The sequence below is a fragment of the Acinetobacter sp. ANC 4779 genome (genome assembly GCF_004331055.1).
Lineage (GTDB): Bacteria > Pseudomonadota > Gammaproteobacteria > Pseudomonadales > Moraxellaceae > Acinetobacter.
The window spans coordinates 482501-509311 of the sequence record NZ_SJNU01000001.1 but is presented as its reverse complement, the minus strand read 5'-3'; the positions used below and the strand labels follow the sequence as shown (position 1 = coordinate 509311).

General features: G+C 39.8%; 22 protein-coding genes. 14 read left to right on the top strand and 8 right to left on the bottom strand.

What is annotated here, in order from left to right; translation table 11 throughout:
* Nucleotides 1-5 precede the first annotated feature (5 nt).
* From argB to E0H80_RS02445, 5 genes are all read left to right on the top strand, one after another.
* Nucleotides 6-905, top strand: coding sequence for an acetylglutamate kinase (gene argB / locus E0H80_RS02465; protein ID WP_131362794.1), 900 nt, complete (start codon nucleotides 6-8; stop codon nucleotides 903-905).
* A gap of 207 nt (nucleotides 906-1112) precedes the next feature.
* Nucleotides 1113-1961: a class II glutamine amidotransferase gene (locus E0H80_RS02460; protein WP_131362792.1), complete on the top strand. Its 849-nt coding sequence runs from the start codon at nucleotides 1113-1115 to the stop codon at nucleotides 1959-1961.
* Nucleotides 1962-2470: 509 nt separating this feature from the next.
* Complete coding sequence (locus E0H80_RS02455; RefSeq protein ID WP_131362790.1) at nucleotides 2471-2926, top strand: bacteriohemerythrin; 456 nt, start codon at nucleotides 2471-2473, stop codon at nucleotides 2924-2926.
* 142 nt (nucleotides 2927-3068) lie between these two features.
* The gene (locus tag E0H80_RS02450) at nucleotides 3069-4151 is read left to right on the top strand and encodes a hypothetical protein (protein WP_131362788.1); all 1083 of its coding nucleotides are present in this window, start codon (nucleotides 3069-3071) and stop codon (nucleotides 4149-4151) included.
* Complete coding sequence (locus E0H80_RS02445; RefSeq protein ID WP_131362785.1) at nucleotides 4151-4474, top strand: RnfH family protein; 324 nt, start codon at nucleotides 4151-4153, stop codon at nucleotides 4472-4474. Before E0H80_RS02450 ends, E0H80_RS02445 begins: the two co-directional genes overlap by 1 nt.
* A 45-nt stretch (nucleotides 4475-4519) precedes the next feature.
* On the opposite strand, the gene E0H80_RS02440 is transcribed toward E0H80_RS02445, so the two are convergent.
* Nucleotides 4520-4918: an outer membrane protein assembly factor BamE gene (locus E0H80_RS02440; protein ID WP_131362783.1), complete on the bottom strand. Its 399-nt coding sequence runs from the start codon at nucleotides 4916-4918 to the stop codon at nucleotides 4520-4522.
* Between the two features lie 112 nt (nucleotides 4919-5030).
* Here E0H80_RS02440 and fur point away from each other — a divergent pair, with 112 nt between their 5' ends.
* Complete coding sequence (gene fur / locus E0H80_RS02435; protein ID WP_067862967.1) at nucleotides 5031-5468, top strand: ferric iron uptake transcriptional regulator; 438 nt, start codon at nucleotides 5031-5033, stop codon at nucleotides 5466-5468.
* Between the two features lie 56 nt (nucleotides 5469-5524).
* Here the strand turns inward: fur and E0H80_RS02430 are convergent, their stop codons facing one another.
* A complete protein-coding gene (locus E0H80_RS02430; RefSeq protein ID WP_131362781.1) occupies nucleotides 5525-6646 on the bottom strand; it encodes a PilT/PilU family type 4a pilus ATPase in 1122 nt (373 codons plus the stop codon).
* Between the two features lie 25 nt (nucleotides 6647-6671).
* A complete protein-coding gene (locus E0H80_RS02425; protein ID WP_131362779.1) occupies nucleotides 6672-7709 on the bottom strand; it encodes a type IV pilus twitching motility protein PilT in 1038 nt (345 codons plus the stop codon).
* A 123-nt stretch (nucleotides 7710-7832) separates the two neighbouring features.
* Between E0H80_RS02425 and E0H80_RS02420 the strand changes: the two genes are divergently transcribed.
* Nucleotides 7833-8519 (top strand): YggS family pyridoxal phosphate-dependent enzyme, encoded by a 687-nt coding sequence (locus tag E0H80_RS02420; RefSeq protein WP_131362777.1) that lies wholly within the window; start codon nucleotides 7833-7835, stop codon nucleotides 8517-8519.
* Nucleotides 8520-8680: 161 nt separating this feature from the next.
* Complete coding sequence (locus E0H80_RS02415) at nucleotides 8681-9478, top strand: thioesterase family protein (protein ID WP_131362775.1); 798 nt, start codon at nucleotides 8681-8683, stop codon at nucleotides 9476-9478.
* A 62-nt stretch (nucleotides 9479-9540) separates the two neighbouring features.
* Here E0H80_RS02415 and E0H80_RS02410 read toward each other — a convergent pair whose 3' ends face one another.
* The gene (locus E0H80_RS02410; RefSeq protein WP_131362773.1) at nucleotides 9541-13137 is read right to left on the bottom strand and encodes an AAA family ATPase; all 3597 of its coding nucleotides are present in this window, start codon (nucleotides 13135-13137) and stop codon (nucleotides 9541-9543) included.
* A 9-nt stretch (nucleotides 13138-13146) separates the two neighbouring features.
* The gene (locus E0H80_RS02405) at nucleotides 13147-14397 is read right to left on the bottom strand and encodes an exonuclease SbcCD subunit D C-terminal domain-containing protein (RefSeq protein ID WP_131362771.1); all 1251 of its coding nucleotides are present in this window, start codon (nucleotides 14395-14397) and stop codon (nucleotides 13147-13149) included.
* A gap of 674 nt (nucleotides 14398-15071) precedes the next feature.
* Between E0H80_RS02405 and E0H80_RS02400 the strand changes: the two genes are divergently transcribed.
* Complete coding sequence (locus tag E0H80_RS02400) at nucleotides 15072-16052, top strand: diguanylate cyclase (protein WP_131362769.1); 981 nt, start codon at nucleotides 15072-15074, stop codon at nucleotides 16050-16052.
* 46 nt (nucleotides 16053-16098) lie between these two features.
* On the opposite strand, the gene E0H80_RS02395 is transcribed toward E0H80_RS02400, so the two are convergent.
* On the bottom strand, nucleotides 16099-17070 hold the full coding sequence (locus tag E0H80_RS02395; protein ID WP_131362767.1) for an MBL fold metallo-hydrolase: 972 nt from the start codon (nucleotides 17068-17070) through the stop codon (nucleotides 16099-16101).
* Between the two features lie 99 nt (nucleotides 17071-17169).
* Here E0H80_RS02395 and E0H80_RS02390 point away from each other — a divergent pair, with 99 nt between their 5' ends.
* Nucleotides 17170-18213, top strand: coding sequence for a hypothetical protein (locus tag E0H80_RS02390; RefSeq protein WP_131362764.1), 1044 nt, complete (start codon nucleotides 17170-17172; stop codon nucleotides 18211-18213).
* A gap of 261 nt (nucleotides 18214-18474) precedes the next feature.
* On the opposite strand, the gene metG is transcribed toward E0H80_RS02390, so the two are convergent.
* Complete coding sequence (gene metG / locus E0H80_RS02385) at nucleotides 18475-20532, bottom strand: methionine--tRNA ligase (protein WP_131362762.1); 2058 nt, start codon at nucleotides 20530-20532, stop codon at nucleotides 18475-18477.
* Between the two features lie 171 nt (nucleotides 20533-20703).
* On the opposite strand from metG, the gene E0H80_RS02380 reads away from it, so the two are divergent.
* Nucleotides 20704-21516, top strand: coding sequence for a hypothetical protein (locus tag E0H80_RS02380; protein ID WP_131363005.1), 813 nt, complete (start codon nucleotides 20704-20706; stop codon nucleotides 21514-21516).
* Nucleotides 21517-22035: 519 nt separating this feature from the next.
* Here the strand turns inward: E0H80_RS02380 and E0H80_RS02375 are convergent.
* Nucleotides 22036-22230 (bottom strand): hypothetical protein, encoded by a 195-nt coding sequence (locus E0H80_RS02375; protein ID WP_131362760.1) that lies wholly within the window; start codon nucleotides 22228-22230, stop codon nucleotides 22036-22038.
* A 667-nt stretch (nucleotides 22231-22897) separates the two neighbouring features.
* On the opposite strand from E0H80_RS02375, the gene sbmA reads away from it, so the two are divergent.
* The 3 genes from sbmA (at nucleotide 22898) to E0H80_RS02360 (ending at nucleotide 26790) form a co-directional block, all read left to right on the top strand.
* On the top strand, nucleotides 22898-24094 hold the full coding sequence (gene sbmA / locus E0H80_RS02370; RefSeq protein ID WP_131362758.1) for a peptide antibiotic transporter SbmA: 1197 nt from the start codon (nucleotides 22898-22900) through the stop codon (nucleotides 24092-24094).
* Between the two features lie 241 nt (nucleotides 24095-24335).
* Complete coding sequence (locus E0H80_RS02365) at nucleotides 24336-25406, top strand: DUF1176 domain-containing protein (RefSeq protein ID WP_131362756.1); 1071 nt, start codon at nucleotides 24336-24338, stop codon at nucleotides 25404-25406.
* A gap of 391 nt (nucleotides 25407-25797) precedes the next feature.
* On the top strand, nucleotides 25798-26790 hold the full coding sequence (locus E0H80_RS02360; protein ID WP_228259937.1) for a hypothetical protein: 993 nt from the start codon (nucleotides 25798-25800) through the stop codon (nucleotides 26788-26790).
* Nucleotides 26791-26811 lie beyond the last annotated feature (21 nt).

Sequence of the window (26811 nt, the reverse complement as noted above, 5' to 3'; positions counted from 1 at the left end):
GGCGAATGCCACATCAGCATACTGGCATCGACAAAGCACAAATTTTGACTGAAGCTTTGCCGTACATTCAACGTTTTGCGGGTAAGACGCTAGTAGTGAAATATGGTGGCAACGCAATGACCGATCCGGAGCTGGAAAGCTCGTTTGCACGTGACATTGTATTGTTGAAAACTGTCGGTTTAAATCCAATTGTGGTGCATGGCGGTGGTCCGCAAGTGGACTCCTTCTTGAAGCAGCTCGGTCGTGAATCTGACCGTATTGATGGCATGCGTGTAACCGATGCTGCAACCATGGAAGTGGTTGAAATGGTTTTGGGCGGCAGCGTGAACAAATCTATCGTCAACCTGATTAATCAACATGGCGGTCGTGCCATTGGTTTAACCGGTAAAGACGGTAATTTGCTGCGCGCTCAAAAGCTGTTGATGCAAAAGACCGCTGCAGATGGCACAGTACAAGAGATTGATCTTGGTTTGGTCGGTGAAGTGGTTGGCGTGAAGACTGACGTGCTTGAAATGTTCACAAACAGCGATTTCATTCCGGTGATTGCACCACTGGGTGTGGATGATGAAGGCAATACTTATAACATCAATGCCGATTTAGTCGCGGGTAAAGTGGCTGAAGCCTTGGGTGCAGAAAAACTCATTCTTCTGACCAATATTTCTGGTGTCCTGGACGAAAATAAAAACCTGCTCACAGGTTTAACCACTCAAGAAGTTGACCGTCTGATTGAAACAGGTGTGATTTACGGTGGCATGATTCCTAAAGTGGGTTGTGCACTTGATGCAGTGAAAGGTGGCGTAGTTAGTGCGCATATTGTGGATGGTCGTGTTCCCCATGCAACCTTGCTGGAAATTTTCACAGATCATGGCGTAGGGACGTTAATTACCAACCGTGCCAAACATTAAATAAGCCATTAAAAAAAGCCTCTTATGTGAGGCTTTTTTATTGCCTTAGGTGGCTATCTTAATTGAATTATTAATAAAATTAACGATTTGAACTTTATTCTTGAGCTAATACATAAAAGAGTGATGAGTATTGTAAATTGAGATTTGCAACGCCTAGTCCAGTCATGCAAAATAGAAAAATCCTGTATTTTCTGTTTGATCAAAACTATGTGCCAGTTGCTCGGAATGAATTGTGCTACGCCAACGGATGTAACTTTCTCATTTCGTGGTTTTTCTCAACGCGCGGGCATTACATCCGACCATTGTGACGGTTTTGGCATTGCCTTTTTTGAAGATAAAGCCTGCCGACTTTTTGTCGATAATCAATCGGCAGTTGAATCTCCGATTGCTGAACTGGTGCGTAATTATCCAATCAAGTCACGCAATGTAATTGCCCATATTCGTAAAGCGACGCAAGGTAAAATTAATCTGGAAAACTCTCATCCCTTTAGTCGTGAACTGTGGGGGCGGGAGTGGATTTTTGCCCATAATGGCGATTTGCATAATTTTAATCCCATTTTATCCGGTCGTTTTACCCCCGTGGGAAATACCGATAGTGAACGCGCTTTTTGTTTTTTACTGGATCAATTGGTGCATAAGTTTGGTTATCATGAACCGAAGCTGAATCAAATTTTTGATCTGTTGGCAGAAGTTTGTCCAAAAATTGCCGAACATGGAACATTCAATTTTTGTCTGTCAAATGGGCAGGCTTTATTTACTTATGCCATTACCAAATTGCATTGGCTGGTACGAGAATATCCATTTAAACCGGCTCAATTGATTGACCTTGATGTGGAAGTTGATTTCAGTCAGGTAACAACACCAGAGGATCGCGTCGCCGTGATTACCACAGAGCCTTTAACGCAAAATGAAGTCTGGACTGCTTTTGAACCTGGAGAGATGATTTTATTTCAGGATGGACGTCCTATTAGAAAACAACAGACTTATATAGAACGGCTAGAACGTGAAAAATTAAATCCAGAATTAAAAAGAATCACCAGAGCAGACCAATATTAATCAATAAAAGTTTAATATATGTAAATCTATAAAGTTATTCGAGTAAATAGTTTTATAGATTTTTTTATGAGTAGAATATTTTAAAAATTAATTCTTTCGGTGGAAATGGAGTTGAATATTTTATTTTAGATCATGTTTTTATCATTCTATAATCTTAATTATTTTTTTCTTAATTATCAAAAAATGTGTTGATTCTTCTGATTTATCTTATCTCCATCCATATTATTTTTTTTAGCTCTAAATTCAACTTAACTATTTTATTTTTTTAAATAATTTTATAAGAACTAAAGTTTTTTGATTCTTATTAAACAGGTTAATGGATTATATTGGTTAAAAAATACTTTATTCTTTTGATTGGGATTTATTTTAAAAACAAAAAATATCATGTACTTAAGTAAAAATTAAAGTTTTATCCTTAAAACCAACTGTTTTGGTTGATTTTTATTTGTTTAAAATCAATATATTATAAATTTATGTGATGAGTCGTATATATTTTATAGGTGGTCGTAATGAAAATGAAATGGATTCCAGAATATAATACTGGTATCGATGTGATTGACGATCAACACAAACGAATTCTTGATTATATCAATGAAATTGATGAAGTTGCACAACATTCAGATCGTGCCCGTATTAAACAGATTTTTGATAATATCATTGATTATACGCAATCGCATTTTACCTTTGAAGAATCTTTGCAAGAAGAAGCAGGTTATAAATACCGCGTACCACATAAACGTGTACATGATTTATTTATTAAGAAGATTGAATCTTACCGTGACCGTTTTGAATTGGGACAAGCTATTGAAAGTGAACTCCATGAAGTGCTTTCAAAATGGCTCATTAACCATATTCAGCACGATGATGCCGATTATGTCGGTGCAGTGAAAGAAAATATGATGGGAATCATTAAAGAAAAGGAAAAGAAAACAGGTAAAAACTGGTTTGCTCGTTTCTTTTCATAAGAAAAATAAACCTGATAACAGCAAATAAAAGTCATAATAATCTTGCGCAGCAAATCATTAGAGATGATGGTTTGCTTTTTTCTTTTTGATTTTCTTGCATGACAAAGGCAAAATAGCCAAAGACTTTTTTAAGGAACGCATCATGCAGGACAATGCTATGTCAGGATGGCTATCACCACTGATGGCATTTTGTTTATCTTTTCTCATCATTGCCACATTAGCACCGATTGTAGGGATTCAAGTTGAGCGTCAACTTGATTTTTGGTTGTTATGGTTAGGGACTATGCTTATTTTGGCATTACCGATCTGTTATTTAGAAATTGCCTTGGCGAAGCGCTCAAAAACCACTGCTTTAAATGCATTGTCTAGCTTGACGCGTGATGCGGATGCATCGCAGAAATGGCGCTTAGTCGGTTGGTTGGCCGTAGTTTTTATTCCATTCCTGGCAGGCGGCATGCTGTCTAATGCAAGTCAGTTATTGGGGCATTTTGCATTTAATGGCATTGCACCAAATCTGTTGTTCATTGGCCTGGCGGTTGTTGCCATTGCACTTTCATTTGCACCGCGAAAAATTATTGTCATTTTAAGTGTTGTGGGTGTTTTAGCCTCCTTAATTCTAGCGAACATAATGGGAACGACTTTGCCTGCTTGGCAAGTAACGCCCGTTGAATTTAGTGAATGGGGCAGTGCGACCGTATTGGCACTCGTTGCTAGCGGTTTGGGTATGGGCTTGTACTGGCAAAGTAGTTTGCCAACGGTGAATCAACAAGAGGTTGTAACCAAAACTGTATTACCAATCTGGATTGCACAATTACTAGCCGTGATTGCTTTTGGCTTCTTTGCTGCCAATGCTCAAATCCCTGGTTTCGCATTCGTGCTAGCTGTAGTGAGTGCATCGGCGCTTTTACTCAATATGGCCCGTGAACAATTAATACAACGTCAACTGAATATCGCGATTCAATGGCTTGTCATCTTAGCTGCTGTATTGGTTTGGGCTATTCCTGCAATGAGTCCAATTTTTAATACAGTGCTTATGCTTTGGGGCTTAGTGATTTGCTTGATCTATGCCATTTTTGCTGGCTGGATTATGAAAATCAGCCATTTACGTAAAGCTATGAATTTTAGTAATGAGCTGTTTTATAACCTGTGGCGTATTGCAGTACGTGTCGTGCTTCCTGTATCGATCGTCTTGGCGATGATTGCAATCATTGGACAATTGGTCTAATGAGTGAGATACAACAGGTTTGGGTGGCGTATGCGGCTCAGGATCAACAGTTTCATCTGGCTATCCCTTTTCATTCGGGCATGACCGCTTTAGATGCGATTGAGCAAAGTGGTATTCGGGCACAAATTACGTTACCCGACCCGCTTGTATTGGGAATCTTTGGGGTAAGATTGCAAGATCCAAATCAATTATTACAAGTCGGTGATCGTGTCGAGATTTATCGTGCCTTAACCATCAATCCGAAGGAAATTCGCCGCAAACGTGCTGCAGAAAATCCGGTCGGACTTTATTGTCGCGGAAATCGCTTTAAACAATTGAAGTGATAAGAAAAACCCCTCATTGAGGGGTTTATTTTTATTTCAAAGCGGCTATAGTGGTGGCGCATTTAGAATCGCTTCTTTTGATCCTGGTAAGCCGGGTTGAGATTCTGGAATGGTTTCCAAACCTTCAATCTTTTGTACTGTTCCTGTTTGATCAAAATAGATTCTTAAATGTTGACCCTGAGCTGCAGGAATTTTGGCCTTTTTAGCATAGGTTCCTGGTGTGTAGTTGTAGATGTAGTCCCAACGTAAAGGATTCATTGGGTCTGAAACTGTAGGGCTACCGAGCAAGAAGCGAACTTGTTGGTGACTCATACCGACCTGAATTTTTGAAGCTTGTGCTTGAGTTAATGGGGTCCCTTGCGGAATATCAACTTTATACACGCCCAAGGTCGAACAGCCTGCGAGCAGTGAAGTGACGAACAACGTCAACATGATTTTTTGCATTTTGCTACACTATCCCAAATTAATTATGATGCATTTGATCCACGGATAGATCATACTGCATCTAAACTTTGTTGCATATTCCAACTTTAAATTTGTTGAGAGACCTTTTTACATGCCTATTTCAAATCAAGATTTACGCAAAGCTGGACTTAAAGTTACGCTTCCACGAATAAAAATATTGGAATTACTAGAAAATTCAAGACAACATCATTTAAGCGCAGAAGACATTTATAAAACTTTACTCGAACAGGGTGAAGATGTCGGTTTAGCAACTGTGTACCGCGTGTTAACACAGTTTGAAGCTGCGGGTATTATTCAGCGCCATCATTTTGAAAACAATCATTCAGTTTTTGAAATCATGCAAGAAGATCACCACGATCATATTGTTTGCCTGAATTGTAACAAAGTCGTTGAATTCATCAATGACGTGATTGAACATCAACAACATGAAGTGGCTGAAAAGTATGGTTTTACTTTGACAGGTCATTCATTAAATCTTTATGGTTATTGTGATGCACCTGAATGCCAAGAGGCATTACGTAAAAAATAATACTGACTTCAAATCAGTTAAAAAACAGGCTTTATTTGAAGCCTGTTTTTTTGCTTTTAAGCTTGACCATCAAAGGTGATATTCGAACTTGCATGTAATAAGCGATCGGCACCTTCTTCGGACAACTTGATTTGTAAACGCAGATCGTTGGGAGAATCCGCATGTTTCAAGGCATCTTTATAAGTAATCTGTTTGGCTTTATACAAGTCAAACAGTGCCTGATCAAAGGTTTGCATACCCAGTTCTCGTGAACGCTTCATCAACTCTTTAATTTCATGCACATCACCTTTACGGATCATATCTGCAATTAAAGGGGAGTTGATCAAGATTTCAATTGCTGCGCGGCGAGACTGACCATCCACAGAAGGAATGAGCTGTTGTGCAATCACTGCTTTTAAGTTGAGTGATAAGTCCATAAACAATTGACTATGACGGTCCGCATCAAAGAAGTGAATAATCCGGTCAATTGCCTGGTTGGCGTTGTTGGCATGCAGGGTGGCAAATACCAAGTGACCGGTTTCAGCAAAGGCAATGGCATAATCCATAGTTTCGCGCGAACGGATCTCACCAATCAAGATCACATCGGGTGCTTGACGCAGGGTGTTTTTCAAAGCAATTTCGAAAGAGTCGGTGTCAATGCCCACTTCACGCTGGGTAATGATACAGCCCGCATGTTGATGAATAAATTCAATCGGGTCTTCAATGGTAATGATATGACCTTTGGAATTCTGGTTACGATAGCCAATAATGGAAGCTAAAGATGTGGATTTACCGGTACCTGTTGCACCCACAAACAAGATGATGCCGCGCTTGGTCATGGCCAGTTCTTTTAAAATAGGCGGTAACTTCAGCTCATCCATAGTGGGAATCACGGTTTCAATACGACGCAAGACCATACCGGGTTCATCACGTTGTTGAAATGCACTGACACGAAAACGTGCCGTTTTGTCGCGGTTGCTAATAGCAAAGTTACATTCGCGGCTTTCAGCAAATTCTTTACGCTGTTTTTCACTCATAATTGAGTTTAAAAGCTGACCGACAATTTCGCCAGTCAGTTTGGTCTTTGCGATTGGAACAATCTGACCATTAATTTTCATGGATGGTTCAACATCGGCAGTAATAAATAAGTCAGATGCCTGCTGTTGAATCATCAAATTCAGTAAGTCGTTAAAATCCATAATAAGATCCTAAATCCGTTTAAACTTATAAGAATGCTTCTGGTTGTTTTGCCATAGTGCGGGCAACTTGCGGACTAATAATGCCTTTGGCGACCAGCGTTTTTAGGCTTTGATCGAGCGTAGTCATACCGTAGTTGGCACCTGTTTGAATGGCAGAATACATTTGAGCCACTTTGTTTTCACGGATCAGGTTACGGATAGCAGGAATACCAATCATAATTTCATGTGCCGCGACACGACCGCCGCCATTTTTCTTCAATAAGGTTTGAGAAATCACGGCTTGTAATGATTCAGACAACATTGAACGCACCATGTCTTTTTCTTCAGCAGGGAATACGTCAATCACACGGTCAATGGTTTTTGCCGCAGAGGTCGTATGCAGTGTACCAAAGACCAGATGCCCCGTTTCAGCGGCAGTCAAGGCCAAACGGATGGTTTCAAGGTCACGCATCTCACCGACCAGAATAATGTCCGGGTCTTCACGTAACGCTGAACGTAATGCTTCGTTAAAGCCATGTGTGTCACGATGCACTTCACGTTGGTTAATCAAACATTTTTTCGATTCGTGTACAAATTCGATTGGATCTTCGACCGTTAAAATATGGTCATAACGGTTATCATTAATATAGTCGATCATCGCCGCAAGGGTGGTTGATTTACCCGAACCCGTTGGACCTGTCACTAGAACAATACCGCGTGGAAAATTACAAATATCTTTAAAGATTTGGCCCATGCCAAGATCTTCAATGGTCAGAACTTTTGAGGGAATGGTACGGAATACAGCACCGGCACCGCGGTTCTGGTTGAATGCATTGACACGGAATCGTGCCACACCCGGGACTTCAAAAGAAAAGTCAGTCTCTAACTTCTCTTCAAAATCACGACGCTGTCTATCGTTCATGATGTCATACACAAGTTTGTGTACTTCTTTGTGTTCTAAAGCCGGTAAATTAATACGACGAACTTCGCCATCGACACGGATCAGTGGCGGCATACCCGCGGATAAGTGTAAGTCCGATGCCCCGTTTTTAGCAGAAAAAGCTAAAAGTTCAGTGATGTCCATAATTTCCCCGAGATCATTTAAATGTTATTTATTTTGTTAGAATAATAAGGCTTTCCCAGAGCTTAACCAACAGTTAGTTTAGAGGGAAAGTAAAAAAGATGAATGAAAATGAGAACCTTGTCAATGAATAGTCTTCAAGCGTCACGAAATCAAGTTTTACAGCAAATTCAGGATGCCTGTAAACAGGCCCAGCGTGAGCCGGAAAGCGTACAGTTACTGGCTGTTTCGAAGACTCATCCAAGTGAGTCCTTACGCGAAATGTACCAAACCGGGCAGCGCGCATTTGGTGAAAACTATTTGCAGGAAGCTTTGGATAAAATTGAAACTTTAAATGATTTGGATATCGAATGGCATTTCATTGGCCATGTGCAGCGCAATAAAACCAAACATCTGGCTGCAAGCTTTGCTTGGGTACATGGGGTAGATCGTTTCATTATTGCCGAGCGTTTATCCAGTCAGCGCGAAGCCTCTCAAGCGCCCCTCAATATTTGTTTACAAGTCAATATTGATGCACAGGACACCAAAGACGGTTGTCAGCCAAATGAAGTGGCGGAACTGGTTAAACAGATTAGCCAGCTTCCACACTTAAAACTGCGTGGTTTGATGGTGATTCCCGCACCGAATAATACTCAAGCTTTTAGCGATGCCAAGCAATTATTTGAACAAGTGAAATCTGAACATGCACATCCCGAAGATTGGGACACCTTAAGCATGGGCATGTCAGGCGATATGACTGAGGCGATTGTCGCAGGTTCAACTATGGTTCGAGTGGGAACGGCATTATTTGGGGCACGAGATTACTCAAAATAAACCATCCTTGCATTCATTTTGATGATTTAGAAAACTGAACTTTAGGGTTCAGTTTTTGTTTTAAAAATTGAACTTTCCACTAAAGTTGAGTACAAGAAGAACCAGCTAAAGAAATAATCTGTATAAAATCCATTGATTCGACCAGGGAAATAGGCAAGTTTATGGCGGCATATTATCAACTCATTGAACGAAATACTGATAGCACTGGAAAAGTTACGGCGCATTATCGCTCAACGATACTGGCTCAAGGCGCATGGAATGAACATGAACAACATATGGCACCAGCGACTGGAATTATCTGTGCGGAATTAGACCGTTTCATGCCTCGTCAAGATATGCGCATCGGCCGGATCAGTTTAGATATTTTAGGGCTGATTCCGGCGGGAGAGTTTAGTATCACAACTAAAGTGATTCGCCCGGGCAAGACCATTGAGCTGATTGAATCAGAAATGATGGCGGGTGGTAAAATGTGTGTGGTCGCAAGAACCTGGCGCATGATTACTCAAAATAGCCAGTTGATAAAAGGCCTGGAAGATACTGATACTGCGGGTCCTGAAAATGCACCGATCTGGGAAGGCATTCGTCAGTGGCCGGGTGGATATATTCAGTCTATCGAAGCTAGAAGTCATCAGCGCCGTGCCGGGAAGGGCATTGTTTGGTTGCGAACGCAGCACGATATGGTTGAAGGTGAACCGACCCGTGATTTTGTCCGCTTAATGGGAATGGTTGATACCGCCAACGGGGTTGTGCCACGTCAAGAAATGCCTTCTAGCTGGGGTTTTCCAAATCTGGATTTACAGATCCATATGCACCGTTTACCGCAAGGTCAGTGGTTGGGTTTGGAAACCGTACAACAGTATGGTGAAGATGGCATTGGCCTGACCAGTTCCGTGTTACATGATATTTATGGACCATTTGGACGCAGTGAACAGATTCTGACTTTGCGCCCCATGGCATAGTTTTTTTGCAAATAAAAGCCTGGATCATTTTCTGGGCTTTTTTATGAAGTTTGGATTTTTAATTAACCCACGACTTGAATGGTACTTGCACCGGCACCCAAAGGCTTGACCTGAATCTGTACCGGAATACGTTCGTGCATTTCCTGAATATGCGAGATCAGCACCACTTTACGTCCTTGGCTTTGCAACTGATCTAGGGCATTCATCACCATATATAAAGAGGATGCATCTAAAGTCCCAAAACCTTCATCAATAAACAGTGATTCAATTTTCATCGAACCGGAAGCCATATTGGCAATTGCCAAAGACAAAGCCAGAGCAGTCAGGAAGGATTCACCGCCAGAGAGGGACGAAACTGAACGGGTTTCACCATCCATGTCGTGGTCGACAATCGCGAGGCTTAACGAGTGATCTAAACGCTTGAGGGTATAACGCTGCGATAACATGGCAAGTTGCTGATTGGCATGTTCAACCAAAATATCGAGATTGTATTGCTGTGCATAATCACGGAAATCTTTGCCTTTGGAATCACCAATCAAGCCTGAAATTTTGCCCCAGCGATGTTCCTGTTGTTGAATGCTTTGAATCTGATCGGCATATTTTTGCAGTTTGTACACATTTTGCTGATGCACTTCGAGCTTTAAATTTAACTGGTCATAAGCATCACGCTGATTTTTTAATAAGCCAAGATGTTGCTCCATGCGCTGTTGTAATGCTGCGAAATCACAGTCAGGCTGTGATTTTAAATGCTCAGTCAATTGTCCATGCATGGTTTTTAAAGCAGAGGATGCTTCATTCAGCATCCGTTCGGCTTGCTGGAGTTGCTGACGAATCTGATGTTCTTGAGTGCTATCAATTAGGAGTAACTGGGTTAACTGATCCGCTTCAAAATCAGGATGCAGCATCAACCATTGCTGAATTTCAGTATCCGATTTCTCTTTGGCATCTATATGCTGTTGTTGCTGGACTTTAAGCTGGTTTAACTGATTTTTCTGTGTTTCAAAATTTTGACGTAATTTTTCAAACTGTTGTTTCAATTGAGCATAAGTGGTTTGCTGTTGCTGACGTTTTTGATCATGGGCTTTGAGCCACTCATTCGGCTTATCTTGCTGTGTGCGAGTCATCTCAAAAATAAGCGAACTGGCAATTTTGCTATTTTGTTGGCCTTTGTCCGAGAGTTCATTGACGGCTTGTTGCGTCTCCTTAAGCTGTTTCGAAAGATAGCCAAGATCGGATTGGAGTTTTTGTAATCCCTGCTGTTGCGCGCTCAGATCTGTATTGAGCTGTTGCAAGTGCTGCAGTTGTTTAAAGCGTTGCTGCAAATCCTGTTGAATTTGCTGCGCCGTATGAATGGTGTTCTGTTGCCAGGCTTGTTGTTGGGCTGCATTTAGGCAAGAGAAAACATCATTCACTTGAGTTTGCAAAGTCTGAGCAGATTCAAGTAAATGCTGTTGTTCCTGAATCTGATTAGATAATGACTGCTGATCTTTAGCGGCTTGAAGCAAGTTTAAAATCTGCTGTTCAGCTTGCGCTAAACTCAGTTTGAGTTGTGTTTGGGCCGTCAAAAATTCTTCATTTAAACCTTGTTGCGGCTGCTCTAAATTAAGCTGTAATGCAGCAACTTTAAACAGTGACTCTAATGCATCTTTTGTCGCTTTAAGTTTTATTGTTAATTGGAGAATCGTCGTTTCAGTTTGGGTATGTTCAGTTTGTAATTGAGTCAAATGCAGTTGCTGATCTTGCCATATTTTAAATGTCGACTGCTCAAGTTCAATCGCCTGCTGTTCTTGTTGCTGCTGTAAATTAAACAGGGTTTTAGAAATAACGCTTTGATCTGCTTTATAAGGATGATGGGTACTGCCACAGACCAAACACGCTTCACCTGATTGCAAGCTGTCACGCAGCTGTTCAATATTTTCGGTATGTAACAAGCGTTGCTGTTGTAAAAATTGTTGCAGTTTTTCACGCTCTAATTTAGCCGCTTGATAGTCTTGTTCGGCCAGTTGAACCTGATGTTGCAGTTGTTGCAAGCTGATGGTTGACGTATCTAATTGTGATTGAGCAGTTGTTTTTTCATAATTATCTGAAAACCATTGAATGAGTCGTTGCTCGATCAAACTGAACTGATTCAGTTGTACCTGTTGCTGTTCACGTTGCTGACGGATTGCTGCCAACTTTTGTTCTAATGCTGCAATATTTCCAAACTGCGAAATATGCTGTTCAAGCTTTTGTTTTTGCAATACAAAATTCTGCTGAGCCGTCGCAAGATTGCCTAAACTATTTTCAACGTTTTGATAGTGTTGAATAAAGCGTTGTAATTGTCCGAGATGAACATCTAAACCTTGGTCTAGAGTTAAAAACTGTTGGCTATGTTGCAGTTGTTGCGTAAGGGTGGCTTGGTTGTGTTCAAGCTGTTGAGCCTGTTGCAAGCTTGCGTTGAGTTGCTGTTCTAAAGGCAGCTTTTGAAGTTTAAGTTCATCCAGTTTGCTATTGGCTTTACGAAAGTCTTGCGCAATAAATTCACGTTCCAGAATGCACTGACGAACCTGTTGTAAGGCATGGTCGTGTTGTTGTTCAAATTGCTGGGTGATTTTTAGGTCAGTTTCAGCCGCTAGATAAATCTTTTTTTCGGCTTCAAATTGTGCCTCAAGAACTGAAAACTGCTGTTCAGCCTGCAAGATTTTCGGTGCAAGCTGTTGTTGGGCCTGAATGCTGTGTTGTTGCTGAAAGACCACAGGGCGGATACTGGAAAATTCTTCTAAGCGTTGTAGCTGTTCACGTTCTTTTGACAGCTGCTGATGACTCAGCTGCTGTGCATCAAAATGCTGCTGTTTAAGGATGATTTCTTGTTGCAGTTTATGTTTATGTTCAAACCATTGCTGCTGGAGTTCAAGACGGGTTTTTTCTTGCTCCAGTTGAGTCAGCTGCTGCTGGGTTTGATGATGTTGCTGTTTTAACTCAGCCAGATCTTGCTCCGAAATAATCTCAATATGACCCAAAACTTCTTCGATTTTTTTACGTTCTTTTTCAATATTTGCCGTTTTACGAAATGCAATCTCTCCAATTTTGGCAAAAATATTGGAGTTGGTTAAATATTCAAGTAAAGCACCACGTTCATTATCCCGAGCTTTTAAAAATGCAGTAACTTCAGATTGAGCCAGTAAAACTGCCCGGGTAAATTGCTCAAAACTGAGTTGGGTGATTTTATGAATGCTGGCATCTACTGCCTTGGCTTTATCTGCAATCACCACACCATCGGTTAAACATTTTAAATGACGTTGTACACTCTGTAATTTACCTGTGGCACTTTCCCGCGCACGTTTAACTTCCCAACGCGCCAGATAATGTTTCTGATCCTGTGCGACAAAGACCAGTTCGGCAAAACCATGTCCGGTACCACGGCGCAGCACGGTTAAAGGGGAACTGGTCAGTAATTCTGAACCATCCACATCGACCAATTTGCCATCACTGCCTTTAAGACGCGGCACCTGGTTAAACAGTGCCAGACACATGGCATCTAAAATCGTGGATTTGCCGGCACCGGTTTTGCCAATAATCGCAATTAAGCCGGCACTGGCCAAAGGTTCACTTTCAAAATCAATAAAGTGTTCGCCAGCAAGAGATGCCAGATTTTTTATACGTATAGATAAAATTTTCACGGCACATCCTTAAATCGTATTTTTATTTTCAAGTGAATGATGCGCTTCCTGAACCAGGGTTTGAAAATCTTTTAACACGGCATCATCCTGCACATAACCTTTGTTTTGCCAAATTTGTTCAAACAGTTTTTCTGGCGTTGGCGATTCAAGCTGAATTTTTGTAGCACTATTTTGTATTTCAAGATTTTTATACTGACGTGAAATTTTCACCAGTCGATAACGGTTTTTAGGCAAGGCATCTTCAAACTTTTGTCTTAAATTGGGTAGCGGAGGCGTGTCGGTATGATATTCAATATCGATATATTCACGTTGATCAATATTGGCAATTTCGCCACTGGCTAGCACTTTAAGCTGTGCAAACACCTCAGTCAGTTCACCCCGAATCCGGTGCAATTGAATACTGCGTGGAATGGGTAGGGCTTCAAATTGAAAAGCAGTTTTAGCCGCTTTCGATGGTTTAATTTTGACTTCAACCACCTGATGCTTATAGTTAATTTCACTGAAGGAAAGTGGAATCGGGGAACCGCTATAACGAATATGCGGATGCTGAACTTTTTGTGGTTTATGCAAATGTCCAAGCGCTACATAATCAATCACATCATCAAATAACGCTGTTGAAAGCGCTTCTTCATTACCAATAATAATCGGGCGTTCCGAGTCGGAAGTTTCACCGCCTTGCATATGCGCATGCGACATTAAAATCAGTGCTTGGTCATCGGTCTTACGCTTTTTGGCTTCACTAATCAGTTGCTGGTGCAAATAGGCAATCGCAGTTTGACTATTGCTGGTGTGCTCATTGAAACCGGTAATTTCCGCAGCACGTAAAAAGGGCAGACTTAAACACCACGCCACAATATTTTTATCTACGTCATAAATCGGCAGCAATAAACGATCGAGATCTAAAGTCTTGTCTTCCTTCCAGCGCACTACGCCCACCGTTCTGGCATTGTATTTTTCCAGTAAAGGTTCGACCTGTTCAATGCGATAACCTGAATCATGATTACCGGCGATCATCAGGGTTTGCATATGCGGGGCAAGTGCATGAGCATCTGCTAAAAATTGATAAAGCTGTTTCTGGGCACTTGATGCAGGATTGATGACATCAAAAATATCGCCTGCAATCAGGAGCGCATTGGGTTGTTTTTGTTTAACTTGTTCGAGCAACCAGCTTAGAAACTGTTCATGTTCATATTGGCGTGAATGGTTGTAAAAAAATTGTCCCAAATGCCAATCTGATGTATGAAAAAAATGAACAGCCATGAACGCCCCAAATCACAAAATTATGATAAGGCTATAAATTACCATAAATCATGGGGGGGGCTCTGCAATTCATAGTGACTAAAATCGCTATAGTCATGTTAATTGATTAAAATTACAGGATTTTTTTATTTGGTATATTTATCTGCTTTAACCAGAGCAAAGGTGTCTTGATATGATTTGATTTAAGCCGAGAAAATATCCTTGCCATCCATATTCTGGAATCGCCAATTTTGGGAAGGCCATTTAAATATCCGAGCTAAGAGTCTTGTCCGAAACTGCATCAAAGTTTTTGACTATGACAGACCGGTAAAAGCCGATGTCTGCGGCTGAATGTGAAAGCTGGATTTTAAAATAGAGCGTGTTATGTCTAATGTAGTTCAGAATATTATTTGAAATTTTTCACAAAAATAGAGCTGATATCTTCATGGTATGAATGATTGTTGATTGCTTTAAAAATTAATCAAATTGTCGGAATAATGTGTTTCTTCCTTGGGAAGTATTGTATAAGAATTAAGCAGATTGAGCTTTGGAAAATAATAAGCCTGCAAAAAAGTATTTATATTTTGGGGGCCTACTAGAGTAGGTATTGAATAGAGAGCAAATTGAAATTCACTTCGATCGCCCGTTTATATGGCCTCATTGAATTGCTTTTGCATCCAGATTAGAGCACAACTATGCCGAATAATTCGTTTGATGAACATCAATTGCCGAATGACATGTTTTATAAAACATTATTAGAGTCAACTTTAGCTATACCCTGGAGTATAGACTGGGCAACAAAACAGTTTAGTTATATTGGCCCGCAAATTGAAAAGTTACTGGGCTGGAAACAGGATTCCTGGAAGTCGGTGCAGGATTGGGCAGACCGTATGCATCGGGATGATCGTGATCATGTGCTAAATTTTTGTGTATCGCAATCCATTGCCGGTATAGATCATGAGGCGGATTATCGAGCATTGAAAGCTACGGGCGGATATTGCTGGATTCGGGATGTGGTGCATGTGGTACGCAAGGAAAATGGTGAAGTTGAAAGTTTAGTCGGCTTTATGTTTGATATTTCTGACCGTAAGAAAAAGGAAGAAGAACTAACCGCCTTACATCGCAAGCTGGAAGAATTTTCCTATAAGGATGGTTTAACCGAAATTGCAAACCGCCGTCTATTTGATGATTTTTATTCGCGTGAATGGTACAACGCAATCCGTGAGCAAAAACCACTCTCGGTGATTATGATCGATATCGACTTTTTCAAGCAATACAATGACTTTAACGGACACATTATTGGCGATGCCTGTATTAAGCAGATTGCGCAGATGTTGCAAAGTTGCTGTGTACGACCACGTGATCTGGTGGCGCGTTATGGTGGAGAAGAATTTGCGATTGTATTGCCAGAAACCCCTTTAGAGGATGCAATGCAAGTTGCGACAAAGATACTTCACATGATTGATCAGGCAAATCTGCCGCATCGGGCATCACCCATTTCGGAAAATGTCAGCTTAAGTCTTGGAGTGAAATGTATTGTTCCCACAGACAAGAATGACAAAATACACTTCTTGAATCTGGTGGATCAAAATTTATTCAAAGCCAAACAGAGCGGACGGAAACGCTTCATTGCCGATGAAATGTCAAATTTTATTTTAAGTTCAGCAGACAATTGAAATGCAGATAAATAAAAACTCCCTTCATTGAAGGGAGTTTTTTTAATTAATCTTTAAAATGCACCGGAATCCACTGATAACTCTTACCGTCTTTAGAGTAAATATGTCCAATGCCCGGGAATGGTAAATGGGGTGCAGCGATAGTCTGTCCATTTTTAGCTAAACGTGAAAACTGTGCCAAACGTGTTTGCACAGCTTTTTTCGGGTCAGTATCAAAATCAATCGCAGTTTCAGGATGATCAAACTGAATGCTATGTGAATGCACAATATCACCGATAAATACGATTTCTTCATTACCAGATTTGAATGCAAAACTAAAATGTCCCGGTGTATGACCTGTGGTACTGATCACGTCAAAACCTTTAATTTTGTCGCCTAACTTAAAGGTCTTAAAGCGTTTTGTGTCTTGGTAGGGCTGAATAGCTTGCTGAATTTTTTCTACAGTTTGTTTGAATCGGGCTTGTTTATCTTGTGGTAACTTCGATACTTGTTTGGGATTCAGCCAATAGTTTGCTTCCGTATCAGCGACATAGACCGTGGCATTTGGAAAGCTAGCGCTACCTTTATCACTGATGCCACAGACATGATCTGGATGTAAATGAGTCAGTAAAACAGTATCTACCTGTTCAGGCTGATAGCCGGCAGCTTTTAGATTCTTTACCACTGAACCAAAATCTGGACCATTACAGCTGGATGAGCCGCTATCCACCAAAACTAGAGATGACCCTGTATTGACCAGAAAAGCATTGACCGAGGTTTGCACGCCTTTAGCTTGGTCGGCATGATGTTTTTTTAGGGTTTTCGTTACTTCTGTTGCTGGAATGCCTTTAAACATCGATGGATTAAGGTAGTTTGTACCATCAAGAAGGGCGGTGATTTGTATATTGCCCAATTGGTGTTGATAAAAGCCAGCGACCTGTTTTTGTTGGGCGATGGTTTGGGGGGCTGCTGCTTGTACGCTGCTCATATTTGCAGTGATAAGGCTAAGGGCAATGAAGAGTGGTTTTAGGTTTTTCATAGGATTTTTATTAAATTTAAAGTGATAGATTGTTTTAGCATATTCTCAAAAGAATATTAAAGATTATACTGTTGCAAATATTGTTAAAATTAGAATTTAATGCGAGACGAAATTAGTCTATTAAAAAAGTATCATGATTATTTGGAACAATTTATTTCCCAATTAGAGAAATATTCTGATGACATAATTATAGAAAAATTCTTACAAGAAAAAGAAAAAAATAAAGTATCAGACATATATCAAGCCATAAGGTTAATGCGAGGCAATATCTATCAAAGCAGAAATATTAGTGCGGCAATTTTGCAATTAATCGATAATTGGAAACAAGAGCAAAAGATTTTTTTTACAAGTTCAATTCAATCAGAATTACAAAGCCTAGAAACTGTATTTCGAGGGTTTTCACATGTAATACCACAAGCAAATTTACCTGTTTTTGGTGAAGGTGGCTTATACTTCTTATTAGAAGGCTCTGAAGTCTTACTTGTTAAGTATAAAATTATTCATGGGTATTTTTTAGTTTGTGAACCACTTTTTAATCGTTTAGACGAAAAAATCCAGAACGAAATAAATCCTATTTTAAAGCAAAAGAATCAAGAAGTAGATCAGCTTATAAAGGATTTACAACTTTATAAAGGTGAAGCTTCATCAAGAAAAACTAAAGAAATCTATAAGAAAAAGTATGTAGACTATAAAAAGACTGTAGACATATATGAATTATATATAATGCTATTGGTCTGTTTATCTGTAACCTTAGTTTTAGGGCAGTTATTTGCACATAGTTTCTTTGATTCATTAAATGTTTCTAATGCTGTGATGATCAAACTGACTATTATTGCTTTAATTGCCACTTTATTTGCATATTGCTTTAAACAAATTAGCTTTTATCGAAAAATTTCAGAACAAGCTCATCAAACTTATCTGGAATTAGAAGCTTTACCTGAATTTCTAACGCATCTCCCTGTCGAAAAACAAAATGAAATACGAGCTGAGTTAGCCAAATGTTATTTTGGACAGAATTTATTTGATTCTATTAAAGAAGATTCGGCCTCAATTCAAGAACAAGCAAAAGCTAATACTGAGGTTTTAAAATCTACTTCTGCTTTACTAGATGTAATTAAAAAGCAAAGTTTTCCTCAAAATTAATTATTCAGATAGGCGACAAGGATGTCGCCGTTCACTTGTGATACATGGACGTATCATCAAGTGAACAAAAGATTTTTGTTACTTTTGATCTTTCAAAAGTAAGGCAATGCCTACGCAATGAAAATTGAGTTTAGATTGTAAAGCGGGGCAGTACTTTTTAGACCTCTCCCTAACCCTCTCCTAAAAGGAGAGGGAATAAAAAGCAGCAATAAAAAAGCCCCTACATCAGTAGAGGCTTTTTATTATATTAAAGACTAAATCTTAAGACACTTTATCACCCGGTTTAGCACCAGATTCAGGTGAAATCACCCAAACACCGTCGCTATTACCTGCAGCGAGCACCATACCGTTTGAAATACCAAAACGCATTTTACGTGGTGCAAGGTTAGCAACCATCACCACCAGTTTGCCTTTAAGGTCTTGTGGTTGGTAGAACTCACGAATACCACTAAACACATTACGTGGCTCAGCTTCACCAACATTTAACGTCAATTGAAGCAGTTTGTCCGAACCTTCCACAGTGGCAGCTTCTAATACTTCCGCTATACGAAGGTCAATCTTCATAAAATCATCAATATTAATGATTTCAGCTTCACCGACTTTAGGTTCAGGCTTCTTCTCTTTGGCTTTCTCTTTTTTCTTTTCAACTTTTGGTGCTTCAGCAGACGCAGCTAAAGAATCCTTAGATGCATCGACCATTGCCGCAACAGCTTTTGGATCTACACGTTGCATTAAAGGTTGGAACAAGGCAATTTCATGACCAAGTAAAATTTGCTTACGAGATTCGAAGTTGAAGCTTTCAAGTTGTAAGAAGTCTTGAACTTGCTGAGTCAAAGTCGGCAATACAGGGGCTAAGTAAACTGCCAATTGACGGAACAGGTTGATTCCGACAGAACATACGTCATGTACCTGTTGTTCCTGACCTTCCTGCTTCGCAAGCGCCCAAGGTTTTTTCTCATCAATATACTGGTTGGCTTTATCTGCAAGTGCCATAATTTCACGAATCGCAGCAGAGAACTCACGTGCTTCATATTGAGCAGCAATAGACGTGCCTGCATCAATAAAGCTTTGTACCAGTTTAGGCTCAGCACATTCATTTGATAATTTATTGTCAAACTTGGTGTTGATGAATTTTGCACAACGGCTGGCAATATTGACCACTTTACCGACCAAGTCAGAATTCACTTTTTGCACGAAGTCATCAAGGTTCAAGTCAGAATCTTCAACTTTGTCCGAAAGTTTAGAGGCAAAGTAATAACGTAAATATTCAGGGTTTAAATGCTCTAAATAGGTTTCCGCTTTAATAAACGTACCGCGAGATTTCGACATTTTCTGACCATTTACAGTCAGGAAACCGTTCACAAACAAGCCAGATGGCGTACGGTAGTTCGCACCTTCAAGCATCGCAGGCCAGAACAGGGCGTGGAAATAAACGATATCTTTACCAATGAAGTGATAGACCTCATTTTCAGAGTCTTTTTTCCAGTAATCATTGAAGTTCAATTCTGGACGTTTGGTTTTGATGTAGTTCTCAAAACTCGACATATAACCAATTGGTGCATCGACCCAAACGTAGAAATATTTGTTTGGTGCATCTGGAATTTCAAAACCGAAATAAGGTGCATCACGAGAAATATCCCAGTCGTTTAAGCCCGCTTCAAACCACTCATCTAACTTGTTGGCAATAGAAACGGGTAGGCGACCTTGATCACGGGTCCATTTTTGCAGATATTCAGCAAAATTTGGCAGTTTAAAGAAGTAATGATCTGATGATTTCTCAACAGGGGCAGCACCGCTTAACGTTGATTTTGCATCCAGCAATTCTGTTGCATTATAGGTGGCACCACAAACTTCACATGAGTCGCCGTATTGATCTTCCGCTTTACATTTCGGGCATGTACCTTTAATAAAACGATCCGACAGGAACATGCCTTTTTCAGGGTCGAATAACTGTTTTACAGGACGAACTGCGATATTGCCTGCATCACGGTTTTTAATATAAATCTCGGACGAGCGATTTTTATTTTCTTCGCTGTTGGTCGAATCGTAATGATCGAAATGAACACCGAACCCATCAAAGTCACGGATATGCTCTTTTTGCACATTGGCAATTTGCGCTTCCGGCGAAATACCGTTTGCTTCAGCACGAAGCATGATAGCGGTACCGTGAGCATCATCCGCGCAGACATAAGTCACGTCATGGCCCATTGCACGCATGGCACGAACCCAAATATCTGCTTGGATATAACCGAGTAAGTGACCCATATGGATTGGACCATTGGCGTATGGAAGGGCGTTAGTGACTAGGATATTACGCACGGATATGACTCTCTCATTCGTCTATTATGCAAGGTGAACGATTTTACCTTAGTTGCATGCCAGATGCACAAGGGATTAGCTGAATTCTTTTCAAAAGTAGATTTTTATATATTCGCTCATCAAGAACAGCGATAATAGCCTGCTATATAGATGTGAATGAGTAGCAAACCCATGATTGATGATGATTTTGATTTAGATGATTTCGAACGAGCAGTGACCCGAATTCCACAAAATCAGAATGCTCAGAACAAACTCGGGAAAGGTATTTTGCAAAATGCCGAGCAATATCTTCAGGCAATGTCTGCGGGTGAACATACGCATTTAATGCAAACATTACGTCAACATGCTCAAGTTGAAGCTTATTTTGATGTGCTTGCTGCTGATCTGGATCAGCCGGTCGATGCAAAATTTGCCAATGATGCCTTAAACCTGATTCATATCTGGAGCTTGGTCAATCAACATGAAGATGATGTCGCAAGCTTTGATCTTTTAGAGGTAATCAATACCGATTATTTTCAGGATGAACTGCTTGAAGCCTTTGATGCTTTAGAGATTGATGCGGAAAATAAAGCCCAGCGTCGCCTGGTGATTGAAGAAGCATTTAAACTGTATGAAATACAGTGTTTTGCAGGTTGTATCCCGCTTTTGTATGCGCAACTGGAAGGTCTATTGACCGATGTCCTGATTGAACGTGGTTTCTTAAAACAGAACCAGACCAAATTTGTCGATGTTTATAAAATTGTTCCGGGTTTAAAAGGGCATGAAATAAAGAGCTTGTGGCATAAAGCGAAAATTGCCTGTGAAATGAATGTTTATTTTTCAGAATTAGCTGCTTATAAAATGGACAGCAGTTCTACCGTGACCATGACACGCCATAATGTTTTGCATGGCACCGATGTCAGTCATTTTAATAAAGAACGCAGTTTTATCTTGTTTATTTGGCTGTTCTCGGTCGTGAGCTTTATGAGCACACTTAGAAAGTAATAAAATAAGCCTCATTAAATTGAATACTACTGCTTTAAAATTTACTTAAATGCAGCTCGGAAATGATCCTACAAATACGCCATCCAAATACAGGATGGTGTATTTATCTACAGATAAGCTTTGTTAAAGTAATGTTTAATCCATTCTATTTTTGGATATAAATGGCATGAAAAGAACAATAAATATTGAATGGATGATGAAGCGGATCTTTATTTATTGAACGAGCACTGGATATATAAACAAGGTTGATAAATTCAAATTTTTCTTAGAATGAATGAAATAGAGAAGGTAGTTAGCTTGGCAGTTTTGAATCGCTGCGAGATAGTAACTTAAAAACAAAAGAACTGAAGAAACAAGGCAAAGTATTCTGGTGCTATTTAAAACAACAACACCAGAACCTACTGAAGTCATGCTGATAAATTAAAAAATTGTAGGCTCTTAAGCTTGAGATGGGGGAGTTGCACTCAAGTTTAGATTATACAGTACAGCCTTTTACGCCGGGAAAGTTTGGGTTGAATCTTATAACTCACGCCATACTTCATTTTTATCATTTAAAGAAACGGTAAAATTAAAGTTTGAGTCGTCAGATACAAGCAGACCGGTAGGGGTATGCATGACGACTTTTAAAATAGTACCTTGCTCAAAAACCAAAGGACTGCAATTTTCTTTTTTTAAAATGACAGGTTTTAATAATTCGATGACTGAATTTTCCATTTTGCTTCCCCGAGCGGTTTTAAAAATATACTTGAATAATATCATGAATAGATAGAGATTTAACCAATTTTATCAGTAATGTGAGTTAAATCAATAAAATCAGATAGAATTTTTATGTGTCACGCAGATTGAATAAATAATTATAAACTGGTTGAATTCGATAATTTATTTTCTTTCCAATAAAGGAAAATCCATTCGCTCATTGGATGATTTTTAATGATGATTTTTTAATATAGTTTTAATTTATCAGTATTAGCCTATTGAGTCATAGGATTCATGGTTTGGGTATGCTCTCATCTGCTTTGGAGGCTCAAAATAGATGAAAGCACATTGCTTGACAGTGGTTTAAGCATGTCTGTGGTGCACATCTCTAAGAATTTTATCCTGAGAAAATAAAGCTTATCTTCTTTGAGCTTTGTATCTATGATGAGTCGAAATGATGAAAACATCATCGTTAGCTTAATTTAAAAGTACATATCGTTTATTGAAATGTCGGGTGGTTGAACATGATTCACGCAAAAAAAACATTTCACAGACAGTGAAGAAGTTGCTACAAAGATGAAAATACTAGAATAATGGCGGATCCATCCATGGGGCTAAAAATCGCTTTGGTTTGAGTGGATGGCTTAGGTTGTACATTAAAAAATAAAAGGAATATCCATACGCAATGTTTAAATCTTTTTTTCCGAACCCGAAGTGGTTCTTTTTGTCGTTGGTGCTTTGGTTTTTAATCAATGTGGCTTTGTGGTATTCAGGTGGAAGTGGTTGGGGAACATTTTTAGGTTTTGCACAAGGTTATCATGAGGCTGAATTGCCTATTGGCGTGAGTCGTTTCTGGACACCCTCATTTTTATGGTTTTATCTGTGGTTCCTTGTTTCAACAGTTATTTTTGCCCTGTTTTGGCGGTTTAAGTCCAGCAATCCTTGGCAAGGTTGGTCAGTCTGGGGTTCAGCCTTTATTCTGTTTAATATCTGGTTTTCAGTGCAAGTCAATGTCGTGGTGAATGCTTGGTATAGCCCATTTTACGACTTGATTCAGAAAATGCTCGGCAGTGGCGGGGGAGATGTCAATTTACTTTACAGTGAAACCATGACCTTCTTATATGTTGCCATGGTTTATGTCACCATTGCAGTATTTAACCTGTTCTTTGTCAGTCATTATATTTTCCGTTGGCGCACAGCAATGAATGACTATTACACCTCACATTGGGACCAGTTACGCCATATTGAAGGGGCTTCGCAGCGTATTCAGGAAGATACCATGCGCTTTGCTAAAACCACGGAAAGTCTGGGGGTGAGTTTCATTCAAGCCTTAATGACTTTAATGGCATTTTTACCCGTGTTATTGCAGTTGTCATCGCATGTGAAGCAATTGCCAGTGATTGGCGAAATTCCGTATGCACTGGTCTGGGCAGCGATTAGCTGGGCAGTCTTTGGTACGGTGGTGCTGATGGTGGTGGGTTATAAATTGCCAGGTTTGGAATTTAACAACCAGAAGGTTGAAGCTGCATACCGTAAGGAACTGGTCTATGGTGAAGACTATGCTGATCGTGCCGATCCGCTGACCTTAAAAGAATTATTTAGCAGGGTTCGTTTTAACTATTTCCGTTTATATTTCCACTATGCCTATTTTAATATGGTGCGGATCTGGTATATGCAACTGGATAATCTGTACGGTTTATTTGTGTTATTCCCGAGTATTGCTGCAGGGACGATTACCTTAGGTTTAATGATGCAGATTGCCAATGTATTCGGCAAGGTACGTGAGTCATTCCAGTATTTGATTGAGTCATGGCCAACGATTATCGAACTGCTGTCGATTTATAAACGTCTAAGAGCATTTGAGGCGACATTGCATAAGTAAGCATAAGTAATTTGAGTTGAAATAAAAGCCCGCTTCAAGCGGGCTTTTTGATTTTTATTTTTTAAATCGGCTCCGTAGAATAGACCGAGGAGTTCGCTGGGTCAGGTACTTGAAAGGAATAAATAAAAGCATTTTGAAATGATTAAGCAACACTGGAAGTCGTCATTAGGATGTTGTTAGAACCCATTTTAATCGGTGAGTAACAGATGTATATTGATAAAAAAGGCTGAGATAAGAAAAGATGAAAGTTTTCTACAGTTTGATGTCTGTCATTTGTTTAACTACGCTGAGCCCCTTCACTGTGGCCCAAGAAATTCAAGGTCGGTCTTTTTCTTATCTGGATTGGGAAGTGCATTGTAGCAATACCGGCACGTGTCGAGCGGCAGGTTATCAGCCGGATAGTGCTCAGGCAATGCTGGCCTCGATATTGCTGACGCGTCAAGCGAGTGCAAAACAGACAGTTCAAGGGGAGTTGGCCTTATCCGGTGATGCGCAGACTTTAGAGCGCAAAAAACTGAACAATATTCGCCTTTATTTGAATGGCAAAGATTTTGGTGCAGTCCAATTAAATCCTTCAGATCAACCTTTAATGGGAACGCTGAATGCCCAGCAAATCAATGGATTATTACAGTACGCCCAGAAAAACCTAAAAATCGTGTTTAAAAATAACCATTACATATGGCAGGTTTCCGATGCGGGCATGACTGCAACTTTATTGAAAATGGATGATTTCCAGAAGCGTACTGGCACAGTCGGAGCATTGGTAAAAAAAGGATCGGCAAATGAATCAAAAGTTCTAGCTGCACAACCCAAACCGATGGTTAAAAAGGTCAACACAGCGGCAAAACCTTATTTGACCCTACAGCCGAATACCGAACAGTACCCAGCCGTACATGCACTTCTTATGGCTGCCCAACCAGAGCTTCAAGATGCGCATGTATTCTGTGAGGGTATTAATGAAGAAACGGTTGCAAAACCCCAAGTCATAGACCTTTATAAACTCACCGATCATAAAGTTCTGGCAACAACACTCTGCTGGCGTGGTGCCTATAATGAAGGCTATGGTGCCTGGGTGCTGGATGAATCTTTAAAAGGCAAGGCGACCTTTGTGACTGAATTTGCCTCAGACTTTGCAGCAGGTGAAATCCGCAGTGCGCAAAAAGGTCGTGGTCTTGGAGATTGCTGGGCAATGAGCCAATGGATCTGGAACGGTCAAGCTTTTGTCAAAACGCTGGATGGCACGACAGGCATGTGTAAAGGTTTTCCAGGGGGAGCTTGGAATCTGTATCTGATTGAAGCTATGGTGAAGTGATTCATATAGTAAATAAAGAATATATTCAGTTGAAGTATCGGTTGCTGATGAGGCGATTCTTGAAAAGTAATCAGTCAGATATAGGTTGAAGAAAACAAAAAAATTATTGTGATAAAAAGATAAAACTTCGTCAGTGAGTAATTGAAATTGTCAAAAAGCTACGATGGTCAATTTCTCTAAACCCGTTATAAATTTTAAAAATTCGATTTAATTGTTATGCAGTTCAAATTTTAAGCGAGAAGCATTTATGACTTGGCAGTTTTTAGTCAGTTTTGAACAAGAAATTCAAAAAACAATTTAGTAAAATCAATAATGAAATCAAAGTTATGAGTTTGTTATTTTGGGGCTTTTAATATATTTTCATTGATACGGCATAATTGAGAATTGATACGTGAATTTTAGAACATTAATCTTGATGGGGGGAGCGGGCATCGCTTTACATGGCTGTACAAGTCTGAACAGTTTTAGCTCGAATTCAGCTGAGAATTTTGCTTCCCCACAGGAAATGATTGTTCAAAAAAATATGAATGCTGCCAACGGTCGGGCGAAAGAATATGTCTATTCTTGGGGGCCAAAGCAAAGTAATAAAGAAGTACAATCGTTATATCCAAGAAAACATTTAAATAGTTATTGTTCTGCCAAGGGCGGAAAATTCTCTCTTTTATATAAAAGTTCAATGAACTTAGTAAAAAATCAATGGGATAAAAAACAGTTATCAAGCTATAGCAGTGTCAAGCAAGGCATAGGTGCCTATAAGTGTATGCAAAGTGATGGGCAAAGCTGGATTGTATCCATTGAACCTGTAGCTGAACGCAAGTTGGATGATGGTAGTGAAACCCGTATGGTCGCGCTGCAGACTAAAATCATGACGGCTTTAGATGCTCAAAGGTTTTATTCAAGTGCCAATTCTTCAAATAATTCTGCCGTAAAAAAAACCACTGTAAATAATCAAAACATTAAAAATTCAAAAAATAAAACGGTCACACCCAAAGAATTTGAAGTAAATAAAGAGATTGAAACAAAAAAGGAAACCAAATCTACACCTGAATTGCCAGTAAAACAGTCGATACAAGTTGCGGAAACACCACAACAGCAGCAACTAAAATACTATGTTGCAGCACGTCGGGATTTAAATAAAGGCACCAATCAGGTTGCTGCCTGTAATAATGCGCAACGTGCTTATAGCTACGGCAAGTTACAGGGAACGGACGGAACCAAAGTTTATACGGAATCCGGAATGCTGGTCGCGCGCTGTTTAACCAGTGTGCCAAGTTATAGCAGTCGTTTTTCTAATTCTAATGGTCAGGCTGTCAAAATTTTGCAGAATTTGGCTAATAATTATAATCATGCTGGTGCGAAGAATATGTTGAGGCAGGTCAAGTGATTTGCTGCCACTAAATTGGAG

What these genes read in the sequence shown, in the direction of transcription:
- argB (WP_131362794.1), top strand. Translation starts at nt 6, where the DNA reads ATGCCACATCAGCATACTGGCATCGACAAAGCACAAATTTTGACTGAA.
- E0H80_RS02460 (WP_131362792.1), top strand. Translation starts at nt 1,113, where the DNA reads ATGTGCCAGTTGCTCGGAATGAATTGTGCTACGCCAACGGATGTAACT.
- E0H80_RS02455 (WP_131362790.1), top strand. Translation starts at nt 2,471, where the DNA reads ATGAAAATGAAATGGATTCCAGAATATAATACTGGTATCGATGTGATT.
- E0H80_RS02450 (WP_131362788.1), top strand. Translation starts at nt 3,069, where the DNA reads ATGCAGGACAATGCTATGTCAGGATGGCTATCACCACTGATGGCATTT.
- E0H80_RS02445 (WP_131362785.1), top strand. Translation starts at nt 4,151, where the DNA reads ATGAGTGAGATACAACAGGTTTGGGTGGCGTATGCGGCTCAGGATCAA.
- E0H80_RS02440 (WP_131362783.1), bottom strand. Translation starts at nt 4,918, where the DNA reads ATGCAAAAAATCATGTTGACGTTGTTCGTCACTTCACTGCTCGCAGGC.
- fur (WP_067862967.1), top strand. Translation starts at nt 5,031, where the DNA reads ATGCCTATTTCAAATCAAGATTTACGCAAAGCTGGACTTAAAGTTACG.
- E0H80_RS02430 (WP_131362781.1), bottom strand. Translation starts at nt 6,646, where the DNA reads ATGGATTTTAACGACTTACTGAATTTGATGATTCAACAGCAGGCATCT.
- E0H80_RS02425 (WP_131362779.1), bottom strand. Translation starts at nt 7,709, where the DNA reads ATGGACATCACTGAACTTTTAGCTTTTTCTGCTAAAAACGGGGCATCG.
- E0H80_RS02420 (WP_131362777.1), top strand. Translation starts at nt 7,833, where the DNA reads ATGAATAGTCTTCAAGCGTCACGAAATCAAGTTTTACAGCAAATTCAG.
- E0H80_RS02415 (WP_131362775.1), top strand. Translation starts at nt 8,681, where the DNA reads ATGGCGGCATATTATCAACTCATTGAACGAAATACTGATAGCACTGGA.
- E0H80_RS02405 (WP_131362771.1), bottom strand. Translation starts at nt 14,397, where the DNA reads ATGGCTGTTCATTTTTTTCATACATCAGATTGGCATTTGGGACAATTT.
- E0H80_RS02400 (WP_131362769.1), top strand. Translation starts at nt 15,072, where the DNA reads ATGCCGAATAATTCGTTTGATGAACATCAATTGCCGAATGACATGTTT.
- E0H80_RS02395 (WP_131362767.1), bottom strand. Translation starts at nt 17,070, where the DNA reads ATGAAAAACCTAAAACCACTCTTCATTGCCCTTAGCCTTATCACTGCA.
- E0H80_RS02390 (WP_131362764.1), top strand. Translation starts at nt 17,170, where the DNA reads ATGCGAGACGAAATTAGTCTATTAAAAAAGTATCATGATTATTTGGAA.
- E0H80_RS02380 (WP_131363005.1), top strand. Translation starts at nt 20,704, where the DNA reads ATGATTGATGATGATTTTGATTTAGATGATTTCGAACGAGCAGTGACC.
- E0H80_RS02375 (WP_131362760.1), bottom strand. Translation starts at nt 22,230, where the DNA reads ATGGAAAATTCAGTCATCGAATTATTAAAACCTGTCATTTTAAAAAAA.
- sbmA (WP_131362758.1), top strand. Translation starts at nt 22,898, where the DNA reads ATGTTTAAATCTTTTTTTCCGAACCCGAAGTGGTTCTTTTTGTCGTTG.
- E0H80_RS02365 (WP_131362756.1), top strand. Translation starts at nt 24,336, where the DNA reads ATGAAAGTTTTCTACAGTTTGATGTCTGTCATTTGTTTAACTACGCTG.